General features: G+C 56.3%; 22 protein-coding genes and 1 tRNA gene. 11 read left to right on the top strand and 12 right to left on the bottom strand.

All coding sequences use genetic code 11. The annotated features are described in order from the left end of the window. Positions 1-173 precede the first annotated feature (173 nt). From frsA to CYR52_RS22430, 7 genes are all read left to right on the top strand, one after another. Positions 174-1421, top strand: coding sequence for an esterase FrsA (gene frsA, locus CYR52_RS14810; protein ID WP_072926739.1), 1248 nt, complete (start codon positions 174-176; stop codon positions 1419-1421). A 59-nt stretch (positions 1422-1480) separates the two neighbouring features. Continuing rightward, positions 1481-1882: a sigma factor-binding protein Crl gene (gene crl, locus CYR52_RS14805; protein ID WP_072926737.1), complete on the top strand. Its 402-nt coding sequence runs from the start codon at positions 1481-1483 to the stop codon at positions 1880-1882. A gap of 154 nt (positions 1883-2036) precedes the next feature. Next, the gene (proB, locus tag CYR52_RS14800) at positions 2037-3140 is read left to right on the top strand and encodes a glutamate 5-kinase (protein ID WP_072926735.1); all 1104 of its coding nucleotides are present in this window, start codon (positions 2037-2039) and stop codon (positions 3138-3140) included. Between the two features lie 9 nt (positions 3141-3149). Next, positions 3150-4403 (top strand): glutamate-5-semialdehyde dehydrogenase, encoded by a 1254-nt coding sequence (proA, locus tag CYR52_RS14795; protein WP_072926733.1) that lies wholly within the window; start codon positions 3150-3152, stop codon positions 4401-4403. Between the two features lie 204 nt (positions 4404-4607). Further along, positions 4608-4683, top strand: a tRNA-Thr gene (locus CYR52_RS14790). A gap of 240 nt (positions 4684-4923) precedes the next feature. Beyond that, positions 4924-6483 (top strand): GmrSD restriction endonuclease domain-containing protein, encoded by a 1560-nt coding sequence (locus CYR52_RS14785; RefSeq protein WP_101828859.1) that lies wholly within the window; start codon positions 4924-4926, stop codon positions 6481-6483. A gap of 508 nt (positions 6484-6991) precedes the next feature. After that, the gene (locus CYR52_RS22430) at positions 6992-7375 is read left to right on the top strand and encodes a hypothetical protein (protein WP_146001344.1); all 384 of its coding nucleotides are present in this window, start codon (positions 6992-6994) and stop codon (positions 7373-7375) included. Positions 7376-7435: 60 nt separating this feature from the next. Here the strand turns inward: CYR52_RS22430 and CYR52_RS14770 are convergent, their stop codons facing one another. Beyond that, entirely contained in the window at positions 7436-7687 is a 252-nt protein-coding gene (locus CYR52_RS14770) for a YdgH/BhsA/McbA family protein (RefSeq protein ID WP_101828857.1), read from the bottom strand. Between the two features lie 443 nt (positions 7688-8130). Between CYR52_RS14770 and CYR52_RS14765 the strand changes: the two genes are divergently transcribed. Beyond that, entirely contained in the window at positions 8131-8784 is a 654-nt protein-coding gene (locus CYR52_RS14765) for a hydrolase (RefSeq protein WP_101828856.1), read from the top strand. 179 nt (positions 8785-8963) lie between these two features. Beyond that, positions 8964-9836, top strand: a complete 873-nt coding sequence (locus CYR52_RS14760) for a LysR family transcriptional regulator (RefSeq protein ID WP_101828855.1) — start codon at positions 8964-8966, stop codon at positions 9834-9836. Between the two features lie 27 nt (positions 9837-9863). Here CYR52_RS14760 and yajD read toward each other — a convergent pair whose 3' ends face one another. From yajD to CYR52_RS14745, 3 genes are all read right to left on the bottom strand, one after another. Then, a complete protein-coding gene (gene yajD, locus CYR52_RS14755) occupies positions 9864-10211 on the bottom strand; it encodes an HNH nuclease YajD (protein WP_072926721.1) in 348 nt (115 codons plus the stop codon). Positions 10212-10395: 184 nt separating this feature from the next. Next, the gene (locus CYR52_RS14750; RefSeq protein ID WP_101828854.1) at positions 10396-10746 is read right to left on the bottom strand and encodes a hypothetical protein; all 351 of its coding nucleotides are present in this window, start codon (positions 10744-10746) and stop codon (positions 10396-10398) included. Between the two features lie 134 nt (positions 10747-10880). Further along, entirely contained in the window at positions 10881-11195 is a 315-nt protein-coding gene (locus CYR52_RS14745; RefSeq protein WP_146000797.1) for a hypothetical protein, read from the bottom strand. Between the two features lie 395 nt (positions 11196-11590). Between CYR52_RS14745 and CYR52_RS14740 the strand changes: the two genes are divergently transcribed. Next, positions 11591-12559 (top strand): chemotaxis protein, encoded by a 969-nt coding sequence (locus tag CYR52_RS14740; protein WP_072926715.1) that lies wholly within the window; start codon positions 11591-11593, stop codon positions 12557-12559. Positions 12560-12633: 74 nt separating this feature from the next. Here CYR52_RS14740 and CYR52_RS14735 read toward each other — a convergent pair whose 3' ends face one another. The 5 genes from CYR52_RS14735 to CYR52_RS14715 all read right to left on the bottom strand — a co-directional run bounded on the left by CYR52_RS14735 (position 12634) and on the right by CYR52_RS14715 (position 19161). Further along, a complete protein-coding gene (locus CYR52_RS14735) occupies positions 12634-13779 on the bottom strand; it encodes a CfaE/CblD family pilus tip adhesin (protein ID WP_241506178.1) in 1146 nt (381 codons plus the stop codon). Further along, positions 13776-16469, bottom strand: coding sequence for a TcfC E-set like domain-containing protein (locus tag CYR52_RS14730; protein WP_101828852.1), 2694 nt, complete (start codon positions 16467-16469; stop codon positions 13776-13778). The genes CYR52_RS14735 and CYR52_RS14730 overlap by 4 nt, the downstream gene beginning before the upstream one ends. A gap of 84 nt (positions 16470-16553) precedes the next feature. Beyond that, a complete protein-coding gene (locus CYR52_RS14725) occupies positions 16554-17072 on the bottom strand; it encodes a fimbrial protein (RefSeq protein ID WP_101828851.1) in 519 nt (172 codons plus the stop codon). 105 nt (positions 17073-17177) lie between these two features. Beyond that, positions 17178-17909: a fimbria/pilus periplasmic chaperone gene (locus CYR52_RS14720; protein ID WP_101828850.1), complete on the bottom strand. Its 732-nt coding sequence runs from the start codon at positions 17907-17909 to the stop codon at positions 17178-17180. 115 nt (positions 17910-18024) lie between these two features. Then, on the bottom strand, positions 18025-19161 hold the full coding sequence (locus tag CYR52_RS14715) for a CfaE/CblD family pilus tip adhesin (RefSeq protein WP_072926931.1): 1137 nt from the start codon (positions 19159-19161) through the stop codon (positions 18025-18027). 342 nt (positions 19162-19503) lie between these two features. Between CYR52_RS14715 and CYR52_RS14710 the strand changes: the two genes are divergently transcribed. Beyond that, positions 19504-20037, top strand: a complete 534-nt coding sequence (locus CYR52_RS14710; RefSeq protein WP_072926704.1) for a helix-turn-helix domain-containing protein — start codon at positions 19504-19506, stop codon at positions 20035-20037. A gap of 131 nt (positions 20038-20168) precedes the next feature. Here CYR52_RS14710 and CYR52_RS14705 read toward each other — a convergent pair whose 3' ends face one another. The 3 genes from CYR52_RS14705 to CYR52_RS14695 form a co-directional block, all read right to left on the bottom strand. Further along, complete coding sequence (locus CYR52_RS14705) at positions 20169-21350, bottom strand: RHS repeat-associated core domain-containing protein (RefSeq protein ID WP_101828848.1); 1182 nt, start codon at positions 21348-21350, stop codon at positions 20169-20171. Positions 21351-21608: 258 nt separating this feature from the next. Continuing rightward, positions 21609-22817 (bottom strand): RHS repeat-associated core domain-containing protein, encoded by a 1209-nt coding sequence (locus tag CYR52_RS14700; protein WP_101828847.1) that lies wholly within the window; start codon positions 22815-22817, stop codon positions 21609-21611. Between the two features lie 53 nt (positions 22818-22870). Continuing rightward, complete coding sequence (locus CYR52_RS14695) at positions 22871-26866, bottom strand: RHS repeat domain-containing protein (RefSeq protein WP_165699093.1); 3996 nt, start codon at positions 26864-26866, stop codon at positions 22871-22873. Positions 26867-26870 lie beyond the last annotated feature (4 nt).

Here is a 26870-nt window from a genome sequence, read left to right as displayed (position 1 = left end):
CCCGGCTTATGCCGGGCATTGTTTTTTCCGGCGGGCCGGTTTTTATCACCGCCACCGTCCTCCACCTGCACCAATATTGACCCTGTCCGCTCCCTCTTCCGCGTTATTTGGTACACTCTCACGATAATGTCCGGCCGCATCCGCGCCCGCCCACTGCATCATGGAGGCTGTACATGTCCCAAGCCAATCTGTCGGAAATCCTGTTCAAACCCCGTTTCAAGCACCCGGAAACCTCCACGCTGGTCAAGCGTGCGCACCATCACCCGGCGCTGGCCACCGAGTCCGCCCTGGAAGGGCAGGCGACCCGCCACTGGTACCGGATGATCAACCGCCTGATGTGGATCTGGCGCGGCGTGGACGCGCTGGAGATGCAGGAGGTGCTGGCGCGCATCGCCGCCTCGACGGCTGAGCGCACCGACGAGGCGCTGCTCGACACCGTGGTCGGCTACCGCAACGGCAACTGGATCTATGAGTGGTCGCACCAGGCGATGCTCTGGCAGCAAAAAGCGCTGGAGAGCACCGACCCGGCGGCACGCGGTGAATACTGGCTGATGGCCGCCAACCTCTACAGCATCGCGGCGTATCCGCACCTGAAAGGGGATGAGCTGGCTGACCAGGCCGAAGTGCTGTCGAACCGCGCCTACGAAGAGGCGTCACAGCATTTGCCCTATCAGCTGAAAGAGCTTGAGTTCCCGATCCCCGGTGGCGCGCCCATCAGCGGCTTCCTGCATATGCCGCACGAGGGCAGCGCGCCGTACCCCACGGTGCTGATCTGCGGCGGGCTGGACATGATGCAGAGCGACCACTACCGCCTGTTCCGTGACTACTTCGCCCCGCGCGGCATGGCGATGCTCACCATCGACATGCCCTCCATCGGCTTCTCCTCACGCTGGAAACTCACCCAGGACACCAGCTTTTTGCACCAACAGGTGCTGGCGCAGCTCCCGACCGTGCCGTGGGTAGACCACACCCGCGTGTCGCTGCTCGGCTTCCGCTTCGGGGCCAACGTGGCGGTGCGGCTGGCCTACCTGGAGCCGAAACGGCTGCGCGCCGTGGCCTGCCTCGGGCCGATTGTGCATAACCTGATGTGCAACAGCGCCACGCAGGAGGCGGTACCGGACATGTATATGGACGTGCTGGCCAGCCGCCTCGGCATGAGCACCGCCTCAGACGCCGCGTTGCGGGTGGAGCTGAACCGCTACTCGCTGAAAACCCAGGGGCTGCTCGGCCGCCGCTGCCCGACGCCGATGTTCTCCGGCTACTGGCCGAATGAGCCGTTCAGCCCGAAAGAGGAATCGCGGCTGATCGTCTCCTCGTCCAGTGACGGCAAACTGCTGGAGATCGGCAAAAAGCCGGTGTATCGCGGTTTCCATCAGGCGATGGAAGAGATGAGTGCCTGGCTGAAGGGTAAAATGCGTTAATAGAGTTGCTATTTTTGATTGGTTTGTTAAAAAGGATCGTCGCCATAAGGAGGTAGAAAATGACATTACCAAGCGGACATCCTAAAAGCCGGTTAATGAAGCGTTTCGCGGCATTGGGGCCTTATCTGCGGGAAGGAAAATGCCGGGACGATCAGTTCTTTTTTGATTGCCTGGCAGTGTGTGTCAACGTCAAGCCCGCGCCGGAAAAACGTGAGTTCTGGGGCTGGTGGATTGAACTCCAGGCCGAGGCCACGCGTTTTACCTACGTTTACCAGTTTGGCTTGTTTGACAAAGAGGGCGTCTGGAAAGCCCAGAAGATTAAAGATCCGGAAGTGCAGGAGAAACTGGAAACCACGTTACGCGACTTCCACCAACGTCTGGCTGCCATGCTGAACGAGATGGAACTGCCGCTGGCGCCAGCCGACCACTTTGCGGATGAGCCGGTAAAACTCAGCGCCTGATGCGGCCCGCCCCCCGGGCGCTTTCCCCCTGATTTCCTTTAATTTCGCGCTGTGCCTGTTGGCATGGCGCGTCTCTCCTGTTACAAAGATCGGTGTGACGGTCTTCTCAGACTTCTTTATCCTTTCCCTTTTCAGACGCAACGGCAGACTAATTATGAGTGGCAGCCAGACTTTGGTTGTAAAACTGGGCACCAGCGTGCTCACCGGCGGATCGCGCCGCCTGAACCGTGCCCACATTGTGGAACTGGTGCGCCAGTGCGCCCAGCAACACGCGGCGGGTCACCGCATCATCATTGTCACCTCCGGGGCGATCGCCGCCGGGCGCGAGCACCTGGGCTACCCTGAACTGCCCGCCACCATCGCCTCCAAGCAGCTGCTGGCGGCCGTCGGGCAGAGCCGCCTGATCCAGCTCTGGGAGCAACTCTTCTCGATTTACGGCATCCACATCGGGCAGATGCTGCTGACGCGTGCGGATCTGGAAGACAGGGAGCGTTTCCTCAACGCCCGTGACACGATGCGCGCCCTGCTGGACAACCACATTGTGCCGGTGATCAACGAGAACGACGCGGTCGCCACCGCGGAGATCAAAGTCGGCGATAACGACAACCTGTCGGCGCTGGCGGCGATCCTCGGCGGGGCCGACAAACTGCTGCTGCTGACCGACCAGCCGGGGCTGTTCACCGCTGACCCGCGCAAAAACCCGGAAGCGGAGCTGATCCGCGAAGTCACCGGCATTGATGACGCGCTGCGCGGCATCGCCGGGGACAGCGTCTCCGGCCTCGGCACCGGCGGCATGGCCACCAAACTCCAGGCTGCGGACGTCGCCTGCCGCGCGGGCATTGATGTGATCATCGCTGCCGGCAGCCGCCCGGATGTGATCGGCGACGTGATCAACGGCACCTCGGTCGGCACCCGTTTCCACGCGCTCGAAACGCCGCTGGAAAACCGTAAACGCTGGATCTTCGGCGCACCGCCGGCCGGTGAAGTCACCATTGATGACGGGGCCGTCGCCGCGATGCTGGAGCGCGGCAGCTCGCTGCTGCCAAAAGGCATCAAGGAAGTCAAAGGCGACTTCTCGCGCGGCGAGGTGATCCGCATCCGCAACCTGGCGGGGCGCGACCTGGCCCACGGGGTCAGCCGCTATAATAGTGATGCGATGCGCATGATCGCCGGGTATCACTCACAACAGATCAACGATATCCTCGGTTATGAGTACGGCCCGGTGGCTGTGCACCGCGACGATATGATTGTCAGTTAAGGAGCTGCCATGCTGGAGTCTATGGGTAAGGCCGCGAAACAGGCCTCTTACCAGTTGTCCGTGCTGAGCACGGCGAAAAAAAACCAGGCGCTGTTGGTGATTGCCGACATGCTGGAAGCCGAGAGCGAGATTATCCTCAGCGCCAACGAACAGGATGTGGCCGCCGCGCGCGCGGCCGGGATGAGCGAGGCGCTGCTTGATCGCCTGCTGCTGACCCCGGCCCGGCTGGCGGCGATTGCCAACGACGTGCGTCAGGTCAGTAAATTGCACGACCCGGTGGGCCATGTGATTGACGGCAGCCTGCTGGACAACGGCCTGAAGCTGGAGCGCCGCCGGGTGCCGCTGGGCGTGATTGGCGTGATCTACGAGGCGCGCCCGAACGTGACCATTGATGTCGCGACCCTGTGCCTGAAGACCGGCAACGCGGTGATCCTGCGCGGCGGTAAAGAGACGCACCTCACCAACCAGGCGACGGTCAGCGTGATCCAGCGGGCGCTGGAGCGCTGCGGCCTGCCGGGCGCGGCGGTGCAGGCGATTGAGAACCCCGATCGCGCGCTGGTGAACGAGCTGCTGCGCCTCGACCGTTACGTTGACATGCTGATCCCCCGCGGCGGCGCGTCGCTGCACAAGCTGTGCCGCGAGCACTCGACCATTCCGGTCATCACCGGCGGCATCGGCGTGTGCCATATGTTCGCTGATGAGAGCATCGATTTCGGCAAAGCGCTGACGGTGATTGAGAGCGCCAAGGTGCAGCGCCCAAGCGCCTGCAACAGCCTGGAGACGCTGCTGGTGCACCGTGCGATTGCTGACACCTTCCTGCCGGCGCTGAGCCGCAAGATGGCCGACGCCGGTGTGACGCTGCACGCCTCTGAGGACGCGCTGCCGCTGCTGCAAGACGGCCCGGCGCAAGTGGTGCCGGTGAAGCCGCAGGATTACGAAGATGAGTGGCTGTCGAACGACCTGAACGTCACGCTGGTGGATGACCTGGATGCGGCGGTGGAGCACATCCGCACCTACGGCACCGCGCACTCTGACGCGATTTTGACGCGTTCGCTGACCAACGCCGAACGCTTCGTGCGCGAAGTAGACTCTTCCGCGGTCTACGTGAACGCCAGCACCCGCTTCACCGACGGCGGCCAGTTCGGCCTCGGCGCGGAAGTGGCAGTCAGCACCCAGAAGCTTCACGCCCGCGGCCCGATGGGGCTGGAAGCGCTCACCACCTACAAATGGATCGGCTACGGCGACGATTTAGTCCGCGCCTGACCCTGACCCCCGCACCAAATGGTGCGGGGGATTTTCGCGTAACCTGCCACCACTTTCATTCAGCTTATCAATGGCAAAGCCGCAATCTACAAGTCTGACAGGGCAGGGCGCTGATAAAATCAGCAGACGACCAAACGCCTCTTGACTTGCCGCGCAGTTTTCAATAATTTGTCACCCCGTAGTTCCCCGGCAGTTCCCTCCCAAGCCGATATAGCTCAGTTGGTAGAGCAGCGCATTCGTAATGCGAAGGTCGTAGGTTCGACTCCTATTATCGGCACCATTAAAATCAATAAGTTATATTTTTAACTGCTATTATCTCTTCATCAGAGATAAGGCAGCATCTCTCCATTAGGGACAGTTGCTCTTACAAATTTTTAAATTAAAAAATAAAATAAGGAAGAACTCAAAAACGCAGCGCTTCATAAGAAATATTAATATAAAATTCTAAAGGATTTTTTAAATAGGCTATGCTATTTTTATTTTTGACATAAGATTAATTTCATTCTGAAAGGATATGCAAATGGCTAGTAAAGCTAATCTTGTTAATCTAGATGCGATGATAAAAAGAGCAGATTTTGCTTCTAAATACGATGAGGATACTACATTTGATACAATTCACAATATCTCTATTAGAGATCTAAATGATTTCACTACCATCTTAAGAAAACCTGATTTTCAGCGTGAAACAAACCATTGGTCTCCAAGCCAAGTAGCTTCACTGCTTGAAAGCTTTGTATCTGGAGATTTAATTCCATCAGTTATTTTATGGAAATCTAGCTCATTTTTATTCGTCATTGATGGTGGGCATAGGTTGAGCGTCTTGAGAGCTTGGGTTGAAGATGATTATGGAGATGGTCTTGTTTCTTTAAAATACTTTGGCGGAGAAATATCTAACGAACAAAAAATTATTGCTGATAAAACTAGAAAGTTAGTGAACTCAAAAGTTGGGAGTTGGGCTGATTTCAATAAAAAGAAAAATGATGATGAGATTTCTGATGTTGAAAGATCAAAAATATCTACGATCCTAACAAGAGGTCTTTCTATCCAATGGGTAAAAGGAGATGCAGACAAGGCAGAAACTTCTTTTTTTAATATTAATATGAAAGGCACCCCTCTTGATGACGTAGAAGAATTATTGCTCAAAAGTAGGAAAAAACCAACGTCAATTGCATCACGAGCAGTAATAAGAGCAGGGAAAGGACATAAGTATTGGTCATCTTTTAGTGCAAATAATGCAGACAAAATAGAAAAAGCAGCATCTGAATTGCATTCAACATTATTTGATCCAGATTTAAAAACTCCTGTAAAAACTCTTGATCTTCCTCTTGGAGGTTCTAGAGGCGTTAGGGTAGCGTTACAAATATTAATAGACTTTATTTTAATCGCAAATAGGGATATAGAGGGTAATCCTAAAAGTATTTATGATCAGGAAGATGATGAATCTGGAGATCTTACTGTTTCTGTATTGAAACAAGCAACAAAGTTAGCAAATCGTATTACAGGTAATGATAACGGGAGCCTAGGGTTACATCCTGCTGTGTATTTTTATGGGCCTACAGGTCGTCACTCTGGACCCATGTTTATGGGTACAGTTAGCTTAATAGCTAAAAAATTAGCGCATAACGACAAGGAATTTTTTAGAAAATTCACCAGCATAAGAAAAGAGTTAGAAGATATTTTAATTTATAATAAAGATCTAATAGCCACTATAATTCAAAAGCATGTGAGCGGGAAGCGAATTAGCATATATTCTCATTTGTTAGAAGTTATGATTGACAAGCTAAATAAAAGGGATGTGATTAACGAGAATACATTAATTGAAGAGTCAGGGTTAAAAGGTAAAGTTATTTCTGGAAGTTCGCAATCACTGAATAAATCATTTTCAGATGATAGTAAAAGCCAAATATTTATATCTTCGGCTTTAAAGTCTTCAATGAAATGTCCTATTTGTAACGGGCATTTAGACCCAGTAAAATCAGTCTCATATGATCACGTAATAAGAGTTGAAAATGGAGGGGTTGGAAATGTTGAAAATGGCCAGCTAACACACCCATACTGCAATATGTCTATCAAGAATTAACAAGAACCCAGCAATTAATTGCTGGGGTTGTATTTTGTTATAAATTAACAAGTGAGAATTTTTATGCCAATAATTATTAGGGTTTTCCCTTGTGTTTTTTACATTTTATAAGAAAATGCATGTGCGTTTTTTTAAAATTTTGCTTTTTATTAATGTTTTAATTTATCATGGAATTAATGTGTTGTTTATAGAGTATGTTTTAAACATTTAAATTCCTTTTAATACCCATTCCCCCCCACCCCCCCACCTGCTATCATTCCCGCCGCTGCGGCACATCCGCAGCCGGGCGTGAGAACCCGAGCGACTTCAGGGCGACCCCTTATTTGGGGTTGCGGCCTTGGCACATCTATTACACGGCTTTCGCAGTGTTTCAATGGTGGCTCAGGCGGGGCAGCCTTCGGGCTGGCCGGTGTCCTTGAAGGCCGGTTTCTCACCCCCGTCTGGGCTACCACCCAAGAGCGTGAGAACTCCGGTGGTGGCTTTACTCATCACTTCAAGGAGCTTTTATATGGATAGCCAATCTCCACACGTGGTCTCTGAACTCTCTTCACTCAACGCCTATACCCTCCACACCCTAACCGAACACTGCCGCCTGTTGGCCTTCTCCCTGGTGAGTCTCGATGCCTCGCCAGCCAGTGAGGATCTCTGTGCGATGTTGCTGGCTGAACTGAACGCGCTGGATGCCGCGCTCGATCGGCCATTCGACCCGCCCGCGTCGCCTTATCCTTTTGATGAACATCTTTATGACGACCGCCCGCTGACGGCCTCGGAGCTGGCGGAGCAGTGCCGGGCGCTGGCGCACGCGATGTTGCAGGTGAGTGAGCCGTGGGTGAGGGCCTCATTGGGCTTTGTGCTGTGGGAGCGGGTTAACGCCCTGCGATTGGTGCTGTAACGGCGTAAAAACAGGGCGGTGAATGAAGCCGCCCCATTAGTACGGCCTCAATAGATCAAATTACTTATAAATTTCTGCCACGCCGTGCAGCCGGTTATTACCGGAGGCTGAAAGTATTTTGTAAGAGGTTGCCCCTTTCTCATCCGCCTTGGCAGAAAGTTCTTCCGAGAGTTCATCAAGGTTATAAGCATTGCTTACGGAGATGACGCCGATCTTCTCTTTCCCTTCTGCCTGATCAATATGCTGTGCAGCAGAGGCGGCATTGACGGAAATAAGCCCCATGAGCAGGGTAATAACAAGTGATGCTTTCATGTTGTTTCCTTTTTAGACAAATAACGGTATCAGAATGTTTACCATGAGGGTGCTCTATGGCTTTAAAGAGGAATATACGCACCCAACCTGTCATGAGACTGACGGGGATATGACAAAATTGTCACTGTGGCTGCATTGACTTAAAGGCTCCAGAAAATGCGGCTGCGGGTATGGGAGCTGTTGCAGATCGGGGAAATATGGGCGAGGGCATCACTGGGCTTTGTGCTGTGGGAACAAATTCACGCCCTGCGGGAAGCGGTGTCACCGCATCAAACCGGGCGGCCTGCATGGCACCGGCGTTCCACTTTATGCGACAGAGCAAGTCGGGAAAGGGCGCTACCGCAGGCTGAGGAGACGTGCCAGTATCCGAATCAGGTGGTGCCGGAGGCCGCACGGGCCTTACCGCACCAGTCTTACTCACCACGGTAACAGAGGATGCATGCATGACCTTTCGCAACGGCCTTACTTCGCTTCTTCGCCCTGAAGACTCCGTACTGGTGCTGATCGATCACCAGCCTTACCAGCTCACCAACCTCAACAGCCACGATCCCCACCTGGTGGTCAATAACGCCACCGCCCTGGCAAAAGCCGCTAAAATCTTTGGGGTGCCGACCATCCTGACCAGCGTGATTGCCGAACGCGGCGGCCTTATTTTCCCGCAAATTACCGATGTTTTCCCTGATCAGGAGGTGATAGACCGGACGTTTATCAACACCTGGGAAGATCCCAAGGTCGTCGATGTGGTTAAGGCGACCGGCCGCAAACAGCTGATCATCGCCGGGCTGTGGACCGAAATCTGTGTCGCGATGCCCGCCATCCAGGCCGCAGGCGAGGGCTGGGATGTTACCGTCATCACCGATGCCTCGGGCGCGGTGTCCGTCGAGGCGCATCAGGTGGCGATACAGCGCATGATCGCCGCCGGCATCAATATGATGACCTGGATGGCGCTGGCGGCGGAGTGGCAGCGTGATTGGGCCAGGGCGGAGAGCGCCGCTGAGTTGAATAAGGTCATCATCCAGCACGCGGCAGGCAGCGGTATCGCCTACCTATGGGAGCAGCAGTTGCTCAACACTCCGGCACCGGGTAACGCCCGCTGACAACCAAAGGCCGGTGCGCAACACCGGCCTCTTTTTCGTCGCCCACCTCCCGCCCTGAATACCACCTCCTCTCCGGCCAGGCCCTTTCCCCGGCACGGCAAAAACGCTTAAAAAATGGACACCCCTGTGCCGGCTGGTAATAATGAAGCCCGGCGGTTTTGCGTACCAGGGGGAAACGCGTGGATATTGAGGATCTGCTTACCTTTGTGGAAGTCGCGAATGCAGGCGGGATCTCGCCTGCCGCCCGCCGGCTTAATGTCTCCAAATCCATCATCAGCCGACGGCTCGCCCGGCTTGAAGCGGATCTCGGCGTCCAGTTGCTGGCCCGCACCACCCGGGGCGCCGCGCTCACGGAAGCGGGGAGCACGTTCCGGGAACATGCCGCCAAAGCGTGCGCCGAGATTGAAGCGGCAAGGGAAACCCTTCAGCCGGACGGCGAACTTCGTGGCCGTTTGCGGGTGGCCGCCTCGCTCTCTTTCGGGCCTGCGCACTTCGCCCCCGTGCTGGCGAGAATGGCGCTGGACCACCCGCGCCTCCATATCCATCTCTCTTTTAGCGATCGGTTTGTGGATCTGATTGCTGAAGGGTTTGATTGCGCGATCCGCGTGGGTTACCTGCCGGATTCCAACCTGATGGCCAGGTGCGTCGGGCCGATTTACGGCAAACTCGTGGCAAGCCCCGGCTACATCAAGGCGCACGGTGCGCCAGAGCACCCCAGCGAGCTGGTGAACCATCAGGCATTGATGCAGGGAACGGAAGCCTGGCAGTTTATGGATGGCGGGAAAATCGTGACGGTGAACCCTCAGGGGCGTTTCAAAGCTGACAACGCGACCGCGCTCGCCGCCGCCGCCATAGAAGGGCTCGGCATCGCCTGGATCCCGGATGGCGTCACCCGCCCCCACGTCGACTCCGGCGCCCTGGTGCCAATCATGACCCGCTACCCCCCGCCCTCGGCCGGGGTTTATGTCGTGCGCCCGCCGGGCCAGCACCCGGCGCGAAAAGTCAGGGTGCTGACGGATATGCTGATCGCGTGTTTTAAGGATTATGCGTAAGGGGGCCGGAAGCGGACATCCTCAACCCTATTTCTTCTTATTGATCATCGACTTTAAATCAGCAAAGGGATTGTAGGTCGCGGCGCCCACATCTTTTTGCGCATCTTCCCCTGCCACCACGTTGGTGCCGTACAGGTCAGCTTCCGTGTACTTTGAGTGCTCGTGGTCATGGCAGTAAAGACACAACAACTCCCAGTTACTGCCGTCTTCCGGGTTATTGGTATGGTCGTGATCGATATGGTGAACCGTGAGTTCACGCAGGTTCGAGTAAACGAACTCGCGTGAGCAGCGCCCACAGACCCACGGATAGATTTTTAATGCTTTTTCACGGTAGCCGCTTTCCAGCCGCGCGTAGTTTTTGGGGATAAGAGCCATGCTGATATTACCTGTGATAAAGAGACAATGTGGCCTCCGGTTTGGGCGGGCCAGCCTGCCCAACAGGGTACTTCACGCTGCCTGGTAAGTCCGCTTCTTTCTTTCCTCAACCGCGTCGTGTGGGTGTGTTGCCGGGCATGATGCGTTTAGGTGACACGCTGTTCACGCTGAGACGGCATGGCCGTTATTCACTTGCATATTCGATACTTTCCAGCGCTGAACAAGGCAGCATCGCGAACTGCTGCCGCTCAGGTTCAGAAGCGATACGAAAGGGAGCCAGCACATCCGAAGGGCCTATCTGAATAGCCTCTGTTTCGACGACGATATCTGAAGGCGAAAAATGACGCCGGTTTACACTCCGCTTGTCAGGGCGCGTCATATCAGCCACGACGGCATCCACCACCTCTGCCCGCGTCAGCGTCTTGCAGGCTTTCACATCAGCCTGATAGCCAATCATATTACCAATGTAATAATCGGCAACGATCAGGGCGGTAAACGCCGCCACGCCAATACCCATTTTAGCCACAAGATTCATAAAACGTTCCCTGTCTGACGAGTGGAGGTTGATGTGCTGTCCGGTAGCACTGATGAAACCATAACAGCTTATCAAGCGAAATAACCCGCAGAAGAACTGTCGGAAATAAAAGCTGGAACAGAACGCTGATTCCATTACTCCGGCGCAGCCGACAGCGCGATCTTCACGTAATAGGTATTTTCGCCGACGCGGTAGCTGCCGGTATTGGTGAATTTAGAGACGGTGCCGGTGGTGGATAAAGAGAGCACGCCCTGTGTAAAGTTCACTTTTGCTTTTTCACTGGCCTGCAAAAAATAGTTCTCGCTCTCCTGAATGCTCGCGAGAAAATCCTTTTGGCTTAATGATTTATCCGCCAGATAGTAACGGTAAACGGGGCGGGGCGTGGCGTTCACATCCGCTTCCACCACATATAAGCGGGCGGTGTCGTTAAGGTTAAGGGACTCCGCCACGGTTAAGGTCACCGGGAAAATGTGACGTTGCAGAAACTCCCGGCCTGAGATCATAAAAAACAGTAAAAACAGTATGCTCACTATCGCTTTGCGCAAGGAATACCCCGTTCTGTTCAGTGATGCCGGTCAGGCCTGGAAAACCAAACTGACGTTGTACGCTGAAATGCACGCAGGCTGGTTAACCGGGATCACAAAACGGTGAACCCGTGCGCCGGTTAACGCCCTCTGCCCCCTTTAGCGCAAAATCTGTTCTCTGCCCTATAAAATCCCGGCGGCCTGCCGATAACCCCTGAAGAGTCATTCACGCGCGCCAATGCCGGAAGCCGGGCCGTTCCCGTCAGTCATCCTCCCTATCGGTTTGTAAATGACGACACTCACCATTCTCAGAGGCAAAGATGGACAATTTTCAAAAAGATATCGATGAACGGGCCAACCTTGCGCTCTCCAATAAATTTGAGCTGCTGCTGTTCCGCCTGGGAACGGATGTAAAAGGTGAGGAATCGGAGCTGTATGGCATCAACGTGTTTAAGCTGCGTGAAATCGTGCCGATGCCGACCATCACCAAAGCCGCGGGCATGAAATCCCCGTTGCTGGGCGTGGCGAGCATCCGCGGGCAGATTATCCCGGTGATTGACCTGCCGGCCGTGGCCGGGTGCACGCCGTCTACCGGGCTGAACCTGCTGCTGGTGACGGAGTATGCGCGCAGCACCCAGGCGTTCGCGGTGGAGTCAGTGGACAACATCGTCCGCCTCGACTGGAGCCAGGTGCACGCGGCGGAAGCCGGGGTCAGCAACCGCAACATCACCAGCATCGCCTGCCTCGACAGCGACAAGCAGAGCAATAACCTGGCGCTGGTGCTGGACGTTGAGCAGATTTTGCATGACATTATCCCGACGGTGCGCATGGTGGACGCCGCCGATGAGATCAAAGCCAAAGGCTTTAAGCTGAAGCCGGGTGCGATAGCCATCGTGGCGGAAGACTCCAAAGTCGCGCGCACCATGCTGGAACACGGCCTGAAAGGGCTGGGTATCCCGGCGCTGATGCACAACACCGGGCTGGAAGCCTGGGAGAAAATCAAACTGATCGCCCAGCAGGCGCGCGCCGAAGGGGTGCCGATCACCGACAAAATCGGGCTGGTGCTGACCGATCTCGAAATGCCGGAAATGGACGGCTTCACGCTGACCCGTAACATCAAACGTGACGAGCAGCTGAAACACATCCCGGTGGTGATCCACTCGTCGCTCTCCGGCAGTGCCAACGAGGAGCACGTGCGTAAAGTCGGGGCCAACGGCTATGTGGCGAAGTTCGAAATCAACGAGCTCTCGACCACTATCCATCAGGTACTGGAAGCCGCCGCCCGCTGACAGCGCAGGCAGGGCAGGGCCATAAAAAAACGCGCCGGGTGGAAGCCCGGCGCGTTTTTTTTACGCCATGACGGTTAATTCACCGTGGGGGTGGTCGGGGTAAAGACCACCGTCAGTTTCCCGGTGTAGCGCCCGGCATTTTTGGTGGTGACCTCAAACTTCTCCACGTTAATCAGCAGCGGCACCGGCACGCACAGCACCGGGTAACTCAGCGAAGGCAGCCTCACCGGGCGGATTAAGTTCTGGTTGATGGCGTTCCAGATAAAGGTGCTGTTGTTTCTGGCCCGCTCCAGATGGCCGGTCTCCGGGTTTTTCAGCAGCACGGCGTAATCGATGCGATCGCGCAGGGAGTCCGGGTTACTGTTTTCCCCGTCGCGGTAGAGTGAGAAATCCGCATCACGCGGGCGCCCGGCGTGGGGCTTGCCCTCATCTTTGAGGGTGAGTTCATATTTTGTGCTGTTGGCGTTGTAGCCGTCATACAAGCACATATCCAGCGGGGTCACGTCCTGTGCCCAGGGGTTGCCGTCCGGCGCGCCTTGCGGGCGTAAATCCAGCTCGACCAGCGGGCTGGCAGTGCGGAATGCCGGGAAATAGATCTCAATATGGTTCGGGTCAATCACATCAAACTGAAGATGGGCGGTAAAGTCCGCCAGAAAGATATTTGGGTCCCATTGCATTAACTTCAACCGTAAATCGGCTTCCCACAGGCCGCCCACCGGCAGTTTTGCCAGTTCAGCGGCGGGCAGGGCCATATTCAGCGCCCGCCCGACATTGAGATCATCCGGGTTTCCATCCGGACATATGACATACGCGCTCCCCCAGATTTGATAACGGCCACCATAGGCCGCACACATAGTTTGCCGGAAGTATTGCTCACTGTACCCCTGGAGATTCAACACCACTTTCATACCGCTGCGCTTTTCGGTAAAAGTCAGCGGCACGGTGGTGTTGCCGGTACTTGCCCACTCTAATTTAGTGTTGCATTTGCCCTGTTTGGGGTCACTGTTACTCTCACACACCCAGCCGTTGCGCCCCCATTTGGCGTGATCGGCTTCATCCCATCCCCCTGATTCATGTTCCCAGAGGATAATGTCACCGCCCGGCGGGGAGGCCCGGTCAAAGGTGCGCTGAATGGTCACATTGCTGGGGGCCGGGGGCTGCATCTCCGCCTGAGCCAGGCAGGGTAAACAGACTAACCAAAAAATTAAGATGTACTTCACTCGGTTCCCTCCGGTGCACGGTAAGCCGTTTCGGTCTCCGTGCGTGTTTTGATTTTAATCCGCGCCTGATCGCGCATCTCTGCGGGCAGGTCATCCATCGCGATAGCCCGGCACTGGCTCTCCCCGACGTAGCGCACAATCGCGCGCTGTTTCTGTACCACCAATGGGCAGCGGTAGACGTCACGGCCGGAAAGCAGGTAAAGATCGTTTTCGATCCGGGTGAATTCAGCGGTAAAGCTGCGATCCTCACTTAACAGCAACATATGCGTATTCAGCCCGATGACCGGGTTCTCATGCGCGCCGGCAGGCAGCAGCAAGCGCCCGACATAGCCATAACGGTGCTCAACGGTGACGCTGCGGCGGCGCATTTTGCCCGGCAGCAGCATCACATTGCCGGCACCGGCACCGCTTATCAGGCTGGTGGTGCCGCCCTGGTCTGAGCGGGTGCTGTCACGTACGTCGATGCTGCCCGGCTCGTAGCTCATCATCGGGAACAGCACCGACCCGCCCTGGGAGATCGGCGTCCGGCGGTTGCCCGCCACCTGCGCATCAACGGCGATCTGATCATCGCTCTCATCGAGGTTTTCCACTTCCACCACCACGGCGGAGGCCGGGTCACCAAAGCCTGCCGCGCCCCAGTACAGGCCCTGGCGGCTGACGGCAAAGGTGGAGTTGTAGGTCGCGGTGAGCGCCGTGGCGTGGCGGTTTTCCTGCGTGTCGTAACTGTCTGACAGGGCGGCACTCAGGTTGCCGTAAGCCCCTTCCAGCCGCCCGCTGACGGCGGCGTCCAGCGTGTCGGTATTGATGCCGCCCGCTTCCACGCTCAATTCCCGGTGATCGGTGTTGTCCTGATACCAGGTATGGGAGACGTTATAAGCGAGCTGGTCAGAACTCTGCCGGCTGCTGCGGTAGTCAGCGCTGACTTCGGTCATCTGGCTTCTGGCATCGCTGTCCTGCCGGGGCGACTGGCTGAGCGAAAATGTCACGTAGACGCCGTTGTCGCTGTTGTCATAGCCCTCGTCATCACGCCGGAACAGCCCCAGCGTGCTGTTGATCATCCAGTCGCGGTAGCTGAAGGCGCGCGAGGCGCTGAATTGCAGGGTACGGGAGGTGGCGTTTTCGGTGGTCTGGCGTAACACGTTGTCTTCAAAGTCCGTGTTGTCATCCCAGCGCAGCGCGTCGTCGCTGTTGTTCTCTGTCTGGATGTAGCCCAGCATCATCGTCCAGTCGTAGAGCGTGTCAGTCAGTGTGACGTTGAGGCTCTCGTAGCAGCCGGGGCGGTTGTAGTCGCTGCCGTCGTCGTCATAGCCGGCGGCGCACTGGTCGCCGGACGAGGCGTAACGGTACAGCGACAGGCTTGGCCAGCCCTGAAGTGACCAGGAGAGCTGCTCGCTGTCACCCTGGCGGTTCTCCTCGCCCTGATACAGGTGCGCGCTTAGCCCCAGGTTGCCGTACGCGCCGAAATCGGGCGAATAGTCCACGCCCAGTTCAGCGGAGAGCTGGTTATCCACCGACGCGCCGCCCGCCGTCAGGGAGAGCGTATTCAGCAGCGGCAGCCGTAACCCGGCCTGAAAGGCAGCGGCGTCGTCACTTTCCGGGTCGCTTATCTGCCCGCCCTGCATAAACCAGTGCACCCGGCCGTCATCCATGCCGCCGGTTTTGGTAAACGGCTGGTTTTCGGTGCGCACCAATTGGTTGCTTTCATAAATGCGGAGCTGCACGTTATAGCTGCCGTTGGGGAACATGGAGGTATCAACTGACTGGTTGCCCGGCGGTAAATAGAAGGAGCCGAGCAACTGCTCATTGCGGTAGGCGTCCACCCGCGAGTTACGGGAGAGCAGCACCACCAGCGGGGTGCCCTGGCCGCCTTGCTCATAGTTGAAATAGCTCAGCGTACTGCCGATGCGCAGCCCGTCAATCGAGTCGAGCGGCAGGAAGGAGAAATTAAAATTACCGCCCTGGGTGCTGAACAGCGTGCGGCTGTCAATCCGGCCCAGTTGCGCATAATAGCGGCGGTTGAAATCGTAGCGGTAATAGAGGTCGCTGACGTCGGCGGTGTACTCACTCTCGTCATCCTCATACTGCGAGGCATTCAGTGACCAGTGCATGCCGAAATAGCTGTTTTCCGTTACACCGAGCGCGCCTGCGCCCTGTAAAAACAGGCTGCTGTAATCATCCTGCGCAATCAGGTTCAGATCCTGCTGGTGGATAAAAGCATTCTGCACATCATGGGTGGTGGGCGTCCGGTACAGCGCCTGTGCGCCGGAGACCGGCATCCATTCTTTGCGCATAAACAGCGTCACGCTGCTTTCGTTATCATCATAAATTGCGTCGACGCTGTCGGAGTTTATATAGCCACAGCCGGGCGTCTGGGTGCCGTAGCCGCACGCCGCGCCGCCGTTACGGGCCAACGGTGCGGAGAGGGCCGTTAATATCCGCGGGTAATCTTTATCAGCCGGGGTGACCGGGAGTTCCAGCGCGGCCAGCACTTTTTCCGGCTCAATGAATTTAACGGTATCTAAACTGACAATGGCGTCAAATAAGCCAATCTCTTTGCCCGCCAGGATCACTTCAACGCGTTCCTGCTGCCCTTGCGTCAGAATTTCAAACCCGGCAGGGACGTTAATGGAAGCGGCATACCCACGCTCCAGACAGGCCAGCATAATAAGAACAGAAAGGGTTTTTTTCATGAATATGGCTTCGCATTTTCATTTTAGGGGAGCGGTGAAGCAAAAAATAAAACCCGCGCCACAGGGGGCGCGGGGCAGGCACGGTTATGCGCTGGCTGGATCCTGATAGAGATAGATGCTGACCACGCCCTGGTACATGCCGGTTTCCACCGCGCCTTTGGTGGCCTGGGCAATTTGCAGCTCTTTGGCAACAGAACCGGTTTTCGCAGCATCGGCCCCGTTCGGGAACAGCACCGCGGTGGTCAGGTCGAGCGGGGTATCAACGCTCAGCACCTCACCACCCCAGCTCACGCTCAACGGGATCGGGTTGGCGGTTGGGCCGGTGTTGTTGATCAGCTGCGCATCCGTAATCAGTTGCAGGTGGATGTTGCCGCCGGTCGGCGCGTTTGACCAGATTTTGGTCATCAGATTCACCGGTGACAGGCCGTTGCCGGGGATATACTGCATTTCCACACTTTTCGGTAATGCGCTGCCGTCAGACAGGGTCATGTCCAGCGTGGCATCCACGTTCGCGGTCACGGTAATATCTTTCTGAACGGCGAAGGCGGAGCCGGCAACGGTCAGGCAGAGGGCGGCGATTAAGGGTTTCATCATCAGTTTCATGGTGGGTAATATCCTTTTTATTTCCATATGTAAGGCCCTTACTGCGGCGTAAGGGCAGAGGCCACAACAGCATCATCAGGGAATATGCTGTTCTGATTTCTCTCATCAGCCATTCAGGGGAAGCGCTATCTGGCTGTTACTTTTCTTAATCCAGTCATAATATTTAATAATGACTTTTTCATACCCCGCCGAGGCCGGCAGGCTATAAGTCTTGTCCGGGAAAATATTGCGGTTCTCTTTCTTCCAGGTGCACGCTTTTTCTGCGGTTTCCGCCCGGCATAATCCGATGTCGGTAATTTTCACCCGTTGCGTGCCGTGGTTTTGCAGGGAGGAATTATCAGCGGATAATGCCAACTCAATAATGGGGTTGACCGGCGGCACTGTCACCAGAATGCCCCACACCAGATTCACATTGACTGCCGACGTCACCGTATTTCCCTTTTGGTTTTTTGGTGAGTCGTCCAGTGAAGGCACCCCTTCAAATAATACCCGGTACATCGCCTCTTTATTCACCGGCTCCATCGCCACAAAGCGCACGGTTTTACTGGCCCCGCCCGGCACGGCAAACTTAGGCGGCATAATCACCAGCCCGGTATCCGTACCGGCAGAGACCTCAACCTCTTTTTCCTGCGGCGTACCCGGATCGTTTATTTTCTTGATGGTGGTTTTGACAAACTGGACATCATTCGTTTTGGAAAAAATACGCACACTGCCTTCCCCTTTGGCATCCAGGCCCACCGCCATCGGGTATATCGTCATATTGGCGAAGGCGGCCGCGCAGGCAAATAACGGGGCGGCCGCCAGGGCTATTTTTCGAAGATGTTTAAAAGAAACCATAATTAATCCGAGCGTCGTTGGGTGGTTTATTTGGGCTGTGGAATTGTGCACGACCTCTGGAAATGGTCAAGTGTACAAAATGGCACAGTATTTATGTTTTATTGGGTTGATTTCGCTAATTTACCGTGGGCGTGGTCGGCGTGAAAACCACTGTCATTTTCCCGCGGTAATGGCCTGCATTCTTATCCTTAACAGCAAATTTCGGCACGACGAGTAATAAGGGCGCAGGCACGCACAATACGGGGTAATTAATCGACGGCAACCTCACCGGGCGGATTAAATTCTTATTAATTTCCCACCAGGTGATCTGCGCATTATTGACCACCGGCATCAGCTCGCCGCTTTCCGGGTTTTTTAACCTCACCTGATAATCAATCCGGTCACGCGGGGAATCCGGATCGCTCTCTGCCGCCTCCCGGTAGATCGAAAAATCACTGTCGGCCCGGCCATTATGCGGCCGCCCCTCATCACGGAGCAGCACGTCATAGCGGGTGCTGTTGGCGTTGTAGCCGTCATACAGGCACATATCCAGCGGGGTGATGTCCTGCGCGGTGGGGCTGCCGTCCGGCGCGCCTTGCGGGCGGAGATCCAGCTCGACCAGCGGGCTGGCAGTGCGGAATGCCGGGAAGAAAATCTCAATATGGTCCGGGTCTACCACGTCAAACTGGAAGTGGGCGGTAAAGTCCGCCAGCCGCCCGTCGGTAAAATAGTTGGTGAGTTTCAAACGTAAATCAGCCTGCCACAGGCCGCCCACCGGCAGTCTGGCCAGCTCGGCGGCCGGCAACCACACCGTGAGCGCGGCCCCGGAACTTCCGCCGCCACTCTGGCACCCCACTGCGGCCGCGCCATAAACCTGGAATTTCGAACCGTACGTCCCGCAGCCGGTGTGAACGAAGTAGGGCTGAATGTAGCCCCGCAGGTTCAGCACCTGCCGCATCCCGCTGCGCTTTTCGGTAAAGCGTAACGGCAACACCGTTTCCCCGCTGGCATACCACACCAGTTTGGGGCTGCATTGCCCATGTGCCGGGTCACTGTTGCTTTCGCATACCCAACCGTTGCCGTTCCATTTGCCGGGGTCCTCCGTATCATAGCCGCCCAGCACCTGCTTCCAGAGGCTGATGTCCTCAGTGGGCGGGGAGAGCCGGTCAAAGGTGCGCTGAATGGTGAGCGCACTTGACGTGGGCGGGGAGCTTTCCGCATGGCCCCATAAGGAAACGGCCCATAAAAAAAATCCTGATATGAATAGTTTCATAAACATTTATTGGTTTCTGTATTATTAGCATCATTATTAGTGTCCGCATATTATATTTCCTACTTTCATCAGAAATGACAACTGTGCAAAATGGGAAAAAATAACTGTGCCACTTGGCACATTGTAAGTTGGCGGTATCTGGATTATTTTTATGAGTTGGCAACATTTCATTAAATAATGAGAAGGACGCGCAGCATCATGAAAGAATATACGGGTAGTGATGTCTCTTTGCCCCCCATATGTATTAAAACAGACCGTGCCAGGCTCCGCAAACCCTCGTCAGTCAAAGAGATATTTAACGCCCTCGAGCCAAAATCTTTTTCTTTTGCCCTTGAAAAAGGCATGACGCTGGATTTCCGCCAGGGCATTAACTATATCTTCTTGCTGAAAAAAGGCACCATGTCGATGGTCAGGGGAGATAATGATCTGTATGTCAAAGTCAATATCGAAAGAACGATCCTGGGCCTGGCGAATGCCATTTATGAAAACACCGGCCACTATTTTATTGCTGAAACCCGGTGCGAGCTAAGCTATATTCCCATTGCCGCCGCCAGGGATATTTTCACCGAAAGGAAGTTGTGGCAGGCGGTGTGTGAGGCGGTCACCTATTCGATGGTCGCATTATGGAAAGAGAGCTATAAAATTGTCGGAAAAACCGCCTATGAGCAGATTAAAGAGATTATCAACGACGTGTGCAGCCAGCCTGATGACGTCAGGGAAAACATTAAAATCGCCGCCTATATTCAGAAACGCACGTCTATTTCCAGAACCAATGTGATGCGGATACTGCGTGCATTAAAGTACGGGGAATATATCGGCATCGGCCAAAACGGCAAAGGGATTGTGGTGTATAAAGAGTTGCCGAAGAAGTTCTGAGTAACATATCCCCTGCGGGGCCGGGCTGCGCAGGCGAATTGGCACTCTGAAGGCGGGATGCCGGGCCAGAATGCCAATTCAATGGCCTTTTGCTCAATGACGGTTATCTTACCGGCCCGATAGCCTGCGCCTTATTCAAGGCGTAACGTCTGTTTGAGCGATGCGGCCCGTATGCGTGGCGCACCTTCGCCGCTCGCCCTTTTTACCAATGAAAGGTGTTGTACGGCTGAACCCGAGAAACGTGCCTCATAGACAGGGGGCCGTCTTGGTGCCCGCGCTGCGACAGGGGGCTGTATTGCCTCCCGCGCTGCTTCAGGCATATAGAGCCTGCTCACCCTGATTTCCTGCTGGCGCGGGCCTTGATAGGCGTCATTATCAAAATAGACCTCATACACCGCCCGTTGGTGATCACGCTTGAACGGCCACCGGACGTTGTTGGTCCGCGCGGTGGTGCGCAAGGCGTATACGTCTGCCGAGCCGTAGTCCATCGTGGTATAAAACCCGTGATCGCTCCGGGTGCCGGACCCTGTCCCGGCATGGGCGGAAGGGTTGATGCCCTTGCCCAGGGACTTGTCAAATTTGGTGGAGGTGCCGTGATACCCGACAAAGACCCTTTCCTGCGCCGGCCCGGCAGCGGCTATCGCCCGCGGCCGCATCTCGATGAGTTCTACGGCCGGGCCGCGGCGCAGCAGGCGGCGCCACAGCGATTTGGCCGTCGGGGCGAGGTAGTGTGCCGTCCCCAACACGCCCAGCGCGCCGCCGAACCCCATGCCGGCCCACATCAGTTTTTGTGCGGCGACCGGGTTCTTTTTCATCTCCATAGAGCCTGCGATGCCGGTTGCCAGCGCGGCCGCGCCTTCTATCGACGTTTCAATAACGGCAAGATAGGCACTCGCCATCGCGGTGGTAATGCCGTCCGCCGCCGCCTGTGACATCCCCAGCCTGACGCCCAGTTTAAGCGTTTGTTTGATCATCATGGTGATCAGGCCGTGGCCGCTGGGGTCGGTGAGGTTGACCGGGTCATTTTCACAATAGGCGTAGGCGTTAATGCCCCCTTCGCCAAACGGGCTTTCGCTGTCCGGGCAGGTGAAGCGGAACAGCGCCGGGCTGAAGGCGCGGTAGCCGTTGCCCAGGTGCGTCACACCGGTCAGCGGGTCGGCCCGCTCGCCGTTAAACCCCGGCAGCGGCGTGGCGGAGGCATCCGGCGGCGGCGTTGCGCCAAAGGGTGAATAACGGAAAGCGGATAAGGTATTTCCGCTCAATGCAAACAGCGTGCTGTTATTAGCGTCATTACCCGTGAGAGATAGGTTCATAATGTCCTCTGGCTAAATAAATGAATGATGTACCCCGTGTCGGCAGGGGTAACGAAATGCTGCAAAGCATCTCCGGGTAATATAAAGAGCCGTTGTGGGGGGGAGGGCCTTATTTATGCCCTGGGGTTAACTCATCCCTGCACAACATAAAAACAGCGGAAGATAAAATGGCATTGTGCCGGGCATGGGGTTCCCGGCGGGAATACACCGCTACGGCGTGAAGGGTGGCAGGACATATCAGGAAAGGGCGTAAATAAATTACAAGTACGCCATGTTTGGCGTGAAAAGTTTAAATTTTGCTTTATGGTAACGCCCGAAAATAAGCCTGCGGGGGTCATGCTTCCGGTAAGCTGTAAGAACAGTAAAGTTGGGCTCTTCAACCGGCACGCTGGCAAAGGGGTTAAAATAGAGAAAGGAAATATGCCGGGAACACGCGATCATGGGGCGCCCAAAGCGGTTCGCCCACTCTTGCGCATAGCGTTTGGAATAGCAGCAGATAAGGTAGAGGTGGGCATCGGTATCAGGGGCAATATAGAGAGTGGAGGCATTGGGCTGCCCAAAGACTTGCCTGGCCTTGGCTGCGCTGTACACGCCTGCAAAATCGGGGTACTGCCTGGAAGGAATGAACTCTTTTTTTATTTGGCCGGTGGCAGGATCTCTGCTTTCCACGCCGTCAAAAAAAAACATGAGATTCCCGTCTTTATTGCCGTGGGCTAACAAGGCATGTTCACCCCGGCTGCGGAAATTATCCGTGATGCCCAGGTCGACGTTCATCGTTTCCAGATTGCTGTCAGCGCCCATTAACCAAAAGTCTAAGCGGATCCCATTCGAGGGGCCCCGGTTCACCAGGCGGTGAAACCCCTTACGCAGCGCCCCGCCCAGCGCCACTGATTGCCGCGCGCCGATCCCCATGCCCAGCCCCAGCGCCGCCCACATCAGCTTTTTCGCCTGCTGCGGGTTGCGTTGCTGTACAGCGGCGGACGCGAGGCCGGTGGCCACCTGCGCCGAGACCTCCAGCACGTTCTCCAGCGTGCCGAGGCCCGCCCGGCTCATGGCGCTGGTCATTCCCCCGGCGGTGGCGTCATTTAAACCGAGGCGCACGCCCAGCCGCAGGGATTGCCGGATGAGCTGAGTTATGGGGCCGTGGCCGCTGGGATCGGTCATATTGACCGGGTCATTTTCACAATAGGCGTAAGCGTTGATCCCGCCCTCACCAAACGGGCTTGCGCTGTCCGGGCAGGTGAAGCGGAACAGCGCCGGGCTGAAGGCGCGGTAGCCATTGCCCAGGTGGGTCACGCCGGTCAGCGGGTCACTGCGCTCACCGTTAAAGCCGGGCAGGGCGGCCTGTTCGCCGGTGCGGGGGCGGGTGGCCCCGAACGGGCTGTAAGCAAAAGCAGCCAATGTGCGCGCCGAAAGTGAAAAAAGCGTGCTGCCGTGGTTATCCACGCCGGTTAACGATAACGTCATGATGATGTCCTTGTATAAACCGCCCCGGTGGGAACCGGGGCGGCGCAGCCTTTTTATAATGGTTCATTACTCACGGCAGCGGTGCCGGAGAAGCCGGGAATAAAGCGCGTGCATTCACCAGACTGGAGATGTACCTCGTTGGTGAGCCGGCTGTCCTGATAATAGAGCTCGCGTGGGTCACTGTTATTATTCAATGACTGCAAGACCAGCTGGTTAAAGCTGTCATAGGCGTACAGCGCATTGCCGTTCTCCGCGCTGGTCTGGCTCAGCCGCCCGGCGACATCATAGGCCAGGGTGCGGCCCGCGTCGTCCTGCACCATCCGGCCGTTCTCGTCATACTTCAGCACAATGTGCGCCGGGTAGTGCGAGGTCAGCGAATGCGTGATGCCGGTAAGCTGCGTGGGGTCCGCCGGGTTGCCATACTCAAACAGCGCCACGTCTTCGCCGTCAGGGAGTTGTGTGGTGCAGCGCAGAATATTATTCAGGGCGTCAATCTCATCAAACTGCTGCGACATCATCGGGTAGCCGTAGGCATCGACCGGCAATTCGCTGCCTTCGCACTGGTAAGTACGCAGCCGGTTACGGTTGTCGTAGGTAAAGGTTTCGGCGCGCAGCAGGGTGCTGTTTTTCCATATCTCACGGTGGCTGACCTGGTGATTTAACGCATACTCCAGCGTAATGGAAAGCGTATCCCCGGTGGAGGCGTCGATCGTCCGCGCGGTCTCCCGGTTAAATTCATCCCAGTCAATCAGGGTCATCATGCGGCTGCCGTCTTTTGCCTCCGCGACTTGCGCAGAAAGCCGGCCCGCCTCGTCATAGGTGAACGTCAGCACCACCTGCGCATCCTCGACCCGTATCGGGCGGCCATAGCTGTCCATCTTGACGACTTGCGCATTGCCGGCGATATCACGCGAGCGCTGCTGCGCCCCCTGGAGCGACCAGTGATAACCGGCCTGGCGTTGCGCCCCGCTTGCCGGGTCGAAAACCTGTTGCTGCAAGGCACCGGAAGGGTAATTGATGTGCGTTTCGCCCCGGCTGCCTTGTTCCTGCGCGGTCAGCAGCAGGCCGGTGCTGTTTTCATAGGTGAAGTTTTGCTGGTAGCGTCCCGCCGTACCCTGCGGGTTGTCGCTGGCATAACGCATCATGTTATCCAGCTCCGGGATATAGCCGTAATAGATGGCCTGCTGTTTCGCGTCTTTCGTCCAGTCCGGCATGGTGTTGGCACCGCTGTAGGCGGCGAGGTTCTCACGCCCGCCGGTGCGCACCGCCACCCGGCGGCCCAGGCCGTCAAAGGTTTGCGTACCCAGCTCCGTCACCACCGGCGCGCCGTTGACCTGGTACGCTGCCTGGATGCGGATCGGCTGTTCATCAGTGGAGGCCGGATCATACGCCAGTTGGATTTGCGTGCCGTCGGCTACCGTCTGCGTCAGCGTGCGGTCAAATTTGTCATAGGTGTATTCCGTCACATGGCCCAGCGCATCCTGGTATTTACGCAGGCGGTTTAAGCCGTCATAGGTGCTGGCGGTGGTGCTGTAGGGGCTTTTATCCGCGTGCAGCACGGTCACGGAAACCGGCAGGCCCTGGGGGTTATAGCGCGTCTGCCTCCAGCCCATTTCGACCTCCCCTGTCGGGACGGCCAGCGTTTCCAGCGTCGTCAGGCTGACCGGGTCTTGCGAGTACACCTGGTTCTGCCCGATCGAGCTGTTGGTCTGGCAGGCTTCGCCCCAGTCATCATACAGGGTGGTTTCCGTGACCGAGGAACTGCCTTCCAGCGCATTATTGTCGTCAAAATAGTAATCCCAGGCACCGCCCAGGGCGGGCCGCCCTAGCGCATCATAATGGGTGCGGGAAATTTCAAACCAGGTGTCCGGCTGTTGATAATCCGGCCCATTCATGGACACGGAAATCGCCCGGCCCATGCCGTCATAATATTCACGCGAGGCATTGCCTTTGCTGTCACTGGTGGCGGTGAAGATGCCGTCAACCGCCGGTGACAGGGTATAGCTGGTGCGCTGCTCAACGCGGTAGTCCGGGTTATCGGCATTGCGCACTTCCCGCACCACGCCGCCGAGGGCGTTATAGTAGCTGTCATGGGTATTGCCGAGTTCATCCACCGATGACCAGAGCTGGTGCGTATAACGCGAATAGCGTGATGAGGTGGTCACCGACAAATTATCGTAGGTGGTGTGGGTTACCTGTTCACGATAGGACTCGTCCGCCGGGCGCAGATCCTCGGCAGAGCACATGTCCGGGGTGGCGATGCGATAATCGTGCGTCCGCCCGTAACGGTAGCAGCGGCCGTCATCACCGTAATAGCGTTTCTCCACCTGCTGAATCTGGCCATAGAACAGCGAGGCTGGGTCACCGGCGTAGGCGATGATTTCACGTGCCAGAATCGGCGGCACCGTTACGCGCAGATCGGCACCGGAGAGCGTGCATTCAACATTGGTCTGCTGCCGCGGCAGCACGGCCTGGGTAACCGGCGAGCCGCCAACCGGGGTGAACGAATCATAACGGTAAAACGCCGCGCGCACCGGTACATCGGTGTAGCCATTGACCACCGGCGGCTGCTGGATTTTATATTTCAGCCAGCGGGGAAAGCCGTTAGGGTCCGCCGGGCAGCCGGTCAGGCTGTAATTGGCCTGGCTGATGTCGTAATAGTCTGCGTCGGTCGCTGCTTCGCCTTCTGGCGGATAATAGACATAGCTGATGACGGTGCCGTCCGGCCCGGTCTGTTGGCGCAGGTTGCCGTGTTCATCATACTCAAACGTTGTTATCTCGCTGCGCGAGCGGCCGAGGGCGTCCGTCCAGGTGACGGTCTGTTGGCGGGGGAATAAACATTGCGCCGGCTGGTCATCAAATTCCTGATACGCCTGCGCGTAATAGTCCATCTCTGTCAGGTGGCGGGTGGCGTTCTGGGTAATGTCGGTTTTCTGGAGCAGGTGGTAATTATTGTAGGTGTAGACGTTTTTAATATCGCTGATGGCGCCCTCTGAAGAGACCTGGGTCACAATGGTCTGGTAGAGATACGCCGGGTCTAACATTGCGTACATATTATCGCTGTCAGGGTCCCAGCCGCTGCCCAGCGTAAAGGCGTAACCGAGGTAATTTCGGAAAGCGACATTGCTGTCGTTATTGTCTTCGGTGGCGCTGTAAAGCGTGACCATCTCCGGTTGGCCCTGGCCGGGGCTGATGGTTAACTGGGTCACGGCCGGCAGCGGCGGCAGGCCTGCTTCATCCGGGAAGCGCATTATCCCGGTGGCGGCACCGTAATTATAGATGGCCTCTTTGATAAGCCCGGTCGGGGTCGTCACGCGGATTAAGGTTAACAGCCCATTGCCCATGCCCACATCGTCATAATCCAGTTGCCAGTGGTAATCCTCTTCCATACCGGTCACCCCGGTATGCCGGATATCCGTCAGGTAATTATTCAGCGTGGAGAGCGTCACGTAATAGGCTTCGGTGCAGCCGGGGTAAAAATGAGCCGTGGTCTCACCATACCCGTCATACTCAAAGGTACAGAGCGTGCTGCCTGAATCATCGCTGACCGAGGCGAGCACAAAGCCTATGGCATCAAATGCCCAGTGCAGGGTCAACGCGTAGCCCAGCGGTGAGCAGCGCTGCACCGGGCGGAACAGGCCATCGCCCGCCACATCCTGAAGTTCGGTCAGGCTGCCGTCCTGCTCAATCACCCGGTAGGTCTCATCATTAATCCGGGTAAAAACCACCGTACGGATTTTCTGGTGAAGAATCACCGGCTGGCTGCCGCTATCATTCACTTTGAACATCTCGCCGCTCTCTAAATAGAGATCCCCGGTCTGCCGGTTATACATGCTCAGGCCCAGCGATGTGCCAATCCCCATATTCCAGTAATTTGAGGAGGACGTTGGGGAATAATTAATACTGACCGGGAAGTCCGGCCCCATGCCGTTATTCCCGGTGATAGTCCCCAGCGATAGAGAAAAAGAAAAAAGACGCGTCCGCGGGTCAACGTCAGAGGAGACGGAACTGACAAAATTCGGCGTCTGGGTATAATAATTTTCGCTCATGATG

It is taken from the genome of Chimaeribacter arupi, assembly GCF_002858805.1.
Classification (GTDB): Bacteria; Pseudomonadota; Gammaproteobacteria; order Enterobacterales; family Enterobacteriaceae; genus Chimaeribacter; species Chimaeribacter arupi.
The sequence above is the reverse complement of the archived record's forward strand: the minus strand, read 5'-3'. Positions and strand labels throughout refer to the sequence as shown.

Bases quoted from the DNA above. Each gene is read 5' to 3' on its own strand.
- frsA (WP_072926739.1), top strand. From the start codon at position 174: ATGTCCCAAGCCAATCTGTCGGAAATCCTGTTCAAACCCCGTTTCAAG.
- crl (WP_072926737.1), top strand. From the start codon at position 1,481: ATGACATTACCAAGCGGACATCCTAAAAGCCGGTTAATGAAGCGTTTC.
- proB (WP_072926735.1), top strand. From the start codon at position 2,037: ATGAGTGGCAGCCAGACTTTGGTTGTAAAACTGGGCACCAGCGTGCTC.
- proA (WP_072926733.1), top strand. From the start codon at position 3,150: ATGCTGGAGTCTATGGGTAAGGCCGCGAAACAGGCCTCTTACCAGTTG.
- CYR52_RS14785 (WP_101828859.1), top strand. From the start codon at position 4,924: ATGGCTAGTAAAGCTAATCTTGTTAATCTAGATGCGATGATAAAAAGA.
- CYR52_RS22430 (WP_146001344.1), top strand. From the start codon at position 6,992: ATGGATAGCCAATCTCCACACGTGGTCTCTGAACTCTCTTCACTCAAC.
- CYR52_RS14770 (WP_101828857.1), bottom strand. From the start codon at position 7,687: ATGAAAGCATCACTTGTTATTACCCTGCTCATGGGGCTTATTTCCGTC.
- CYR52_RS14765 (WP_101828856.1), top strand. From the start codon at position 8,131: ATGACCTTTCGCAACGGCCTTACTTCGCTTCTTCGCCCTGAAGACTCC.
- yajD (WP_072926721.1), bottom strand. From the start codon at position 10,211: ATGGCTCTTATCCCCAAAAACTACGCGCGGCTGGAAAGCGGCTACCGT.
- CYR52_RS14750 (WP_101828854.1), bottom strand. From the start codon at position 10,746: ATGAATCTTGTGGCTAAAATGGGTATTGGCGTGGCGGCGTTTACCGCC.
- CYR52_RS14740 (WP_072926715.1), top strand. From the start codon at position 11,591: ATGGACAATTTTCAAAAAGATATCGATGAACGGGCCAACCTTGCGCTC.
- CYR52_RS14730 (WP_101828852.1), bottom strand. From the start codon at position 16,469: ATGAAAAAAACCCTTTCTGTTCTTATTATGCTGGCCTGTCTGGAGCGT.
- CYR52_RS14725 (WP_101828851.1), bottom strand. From the start codon at position 17,072: ATGAAACTGATGATGAAACCCTTAATCGCCGCCCTCTGCCTGACCGTT.
- CYR52_RS14720 (WP_101828850.1), bottom strand. From the start codon at position 17,909: ATGGTTTCTTTTAAACATCTTCGAAAAATAGCCCTGGCGGCCGCCCCG.
- CYR52_RS14715 (WP_072926931.1), bottom strand. From the start codon at position 19,161: ATGAAACTATTCATATCAGGATTTTTTTTATGGGCCGTTTCCTTATGG.
- CYR52_RS14710 (WP_072926704.1), top strand. From the start codon at position 19,504: ATGACGCTGGATTTCCGCCAGGGCATTAACTATATCTTCTTGCTGAAA.
- CYR52_RS14705 (WP_101828848.1), bottom strand. From the start codon at position 21,350: ATGAACCTATCTCTCACGGGTAATGACGCTAATAACAGCACGCTGTTT.
- CYR52_RS14700 (WP_101828847.1), bottom strand. From the start codon at position 22,817: ATGACGTTATCGTTAACCGGCGTGGATAACCACGGCAGCACGCTTTTT.
- CYR52_RS14695 (WP_165699093.1), bottom strand. From the start codon at position 26,866: ATGAGCGAAAATTATTATACCCAGACGCCGAATTTTGTCAGTTCCGTC.